Annotated in this window: 3 protein-coding genes; all 3 read left to right on the forward strand. The window is 43.9% G+C overall.

What is annotated here, in order from left to right; all coding sequences use genetic code 11:
* On the forward strand, positions 1 to 194 hold a 194-nt coding region (locus HPY81_11555), incomplete at its 5' end, for a methylmalonyl-CoA carboxyltransferase (protein ID NPV28034.1).
* Between the two features lie 268 nt (positions 195 to 462).
* On the forward strand, positions 463 to 735 hold the full coding sequence (locus HPY81_11560) for a metal-sensitive transcriptional regulator (protein ID NPV28035.1): 273 nt from the start codon (positions 463 to 465) through the stop codon (positions 733 to 735).
* A gap of 335 nt (positions 736 to 1,070) precedes the next feature.
* On the forward strand, positions 1,071 to 2,042 hold the full coding sequence (locus HPY81_11565) for a hypothetical protein (protein NPV28036.1): 972 nt from the start codon (positions 1,071 to 1,073) through the stop codon (positions 2,040 to 2,042).
* The last annotated feature ends 478 nt before the right edge of the window (positions 2,043 to 2,520 follow it).

Below are 2,520 nucleotides of genomic sequence, written 5' to 3' on the forward strand. Positions count from 1 at the left end.
AGGCTGTACGGCAGCAAAAGATTGAGGAATACACGGAACGGTTTGCCAATCCTTATGTGGCGGCGCAGCGGGGATTTGTGGACGCGGTCATTGAACCGCAGGAGACCCGGCCGAAGTTAATCGCGGCCCTGCATATGCTGCTGACCAAGGAAGAAACGCGGCCCGCTAAGAAGCACGGCAACATTCCGCTGTAGGAATGACCAAATTGAACAGCCCAAAAAGCGCGAAGGTGGGGAAAATTTCCCCACCTTTTTAAATTAATTAATTAATCCCCACCGTTAATTAATTCCCACCGTAATCATTTTTTCTCACCCTGGGTTTCGATGTACTTTTTGATTTTTGTCGTGCAGGTGGTTGACAAGCAATTTTGAGCTCGGTAAGATGAGACTATAGATACCTTCGGGGGGTATAGTTGATTATATTTAATTTAATGGAAGACGGGAGAAAGGGGTAGGTTTTGAAGTGGAGCGTTCTCAGGAATTTAAGAAAGATTTATTGCGACGGATCAGTAAGATTGAAGGACAGATTAGGGGTATTCACCGGATGGTGGAGGAGGACCGCTACTGCGTGGACATCTTAGTACAAATTAGTGCGGCGCGAGCTGGGTTACAAAAGGTAGCGCTGGCGATTTTGGGCAGTCATACCCGAGGATGCGTGGCGAATGCGATTAAGTCTGAACAGGGCGAGAAGTATATTGAAGAATTAATCAGTGTTCTGGACAAGTTTATCAAATAAAAATAAAAAAAGAAACGCCAACCTATTGTTTCTTAGGTTTGGCGTTTTCATCTTGTTTTGGTTCAGGTTCAATCGGTTCCAGTCCAACGCCAGCGAGAATTAGTTCGATCAGTTCCTTGGTCATCAACTCACCTCCTTTGCTGCCGAAGACTATGGGTCACCGGAAAGTTATGACCTGGTTCAAATCGACTGAAAGAGATAATTTAATTTTACTCATCTGGGATAACCGATGCAACAAATTTTATACCCCAACTTTCGACAATGTTTGTTTGGTTAAATTGGTCAGGTATCGATAATTTTTGTCTCGGCTATACTAATCCTGGAGGTGATCCATTTTGGTAAAAAGGGAGTCACAGCTGAGCCGATTGGTGGCTATAGGTATCATCTTCATTTTGATTTTCGCTAATCTTGCTTGTAGTAAGCCGCAGAGGAAACCTGAGCAGTCTAAGGGTAAAGAAAGCAATGAGAAAACCACCCCAAAAGAATTGACCCAACTGCAGTCAAGTCTCGAGCAGGTATTTGAAGCCTTAAGGCCAACCCAACCTGGCACTGCTACCCAAAAACCTCCTACTCCGTCGGAAAGTAAGCAGAGCGGGCAAGCCGGTAAACAGCAAGGGGAATCGAAAGAGCAAGATAAGAGCGAGCAAAAGGATGAGCAAAAAGATGAAGATAAGAATAAAGATAAGCAGATGACGAACCAAAAACTTGGTCAACCAGGTGGGCAAGGTGGACAGCAGCCAGGACAAGCGCCGCCAGGACAAATTGATTGGGTTGAACAAGAACAACAGCTGGAACAGATTCACCAGCAGTGGAATACGTATGAACCGAAAGCCATGAAAGCGGGGGCCAGGCTGGAAATCGTGACAGGGTTTGAAGAACAGCTTAACGTTTTAACTGCTAAAGTAATGGCCAGAGACCGCTACGGAGCCCAATTAGCAGCAAACAGGGCTGCCCAATACATCCCTGATTTTTTACAACTATATGGAACAAATCCGTCACCAGACCTTTCTCGTTTACGCTATCTGAATCGGGATGTGATGCTTAAAGTTGACGCTAACGATTGGGTCGGCGCGGAGAAGGATCTGGCTGAAATGCCGCCCATCTGGTCAAGAGTGCGGAGTGAAGCCAAAGGGGAGGAAGAGTATGAGACGAATAAAGTTGATTTTTCTTTGACTGACTTAAACCAGGCGGTCAAGACCAGGGACAAGGCCCTGGTGCGCATCAAAGCAGACATCGTAGAAAGAAATCTGACTACGTTAAGCAAGTTTCTGGAGAAAGAATCACAAGTTAAGAGTGGAGAAAAATAATTGAAATATGTATTGTGAAAAAATTTTAGCCACAAAGAAAAATGTGTCACTTTTTTCTGTAACAGCATAGACTATATCAAAACCACAGCCCTTAAAGGGGAGTAGCTAACGGACCTTCTGGTGTCTGTGAGTAGAATCGACATGCTGGTGAAAACCCGGTTCTACTGGCGGTAATTCGCTCTAGCGAGACCTTTAATTTCCAAACTTTTTGGAGATAGAGGTCTCGCTATAGTTTTTCGCAAATACACAAGGTGAGTAGACCGCTACTAGCTTCAACCCTGGGAAAACAAGGAGACTAACTTACTCTATAATCTCTAGGTTTAACTCTTTGGTTCTGTTGGTTTTCTTAATTGAGCCTTTTGCAAAATTAGCTTTTTTGTTAAAGGTAAAACATTGTTAGTCGTTTAGATGTACTCTTTTTTCGCTAGATTAAGGTCAAAAACCAAACCACAATGTAATTTAACATTTTATTCCAGGC

The organism is Bacillota bacterium, assembly GCA_013178045.1.
In the GTDB taxonomy this organism is placed as follows: Bacteria; Bacillota; Ch66; order Ch66; family Ch66; genus Ch66.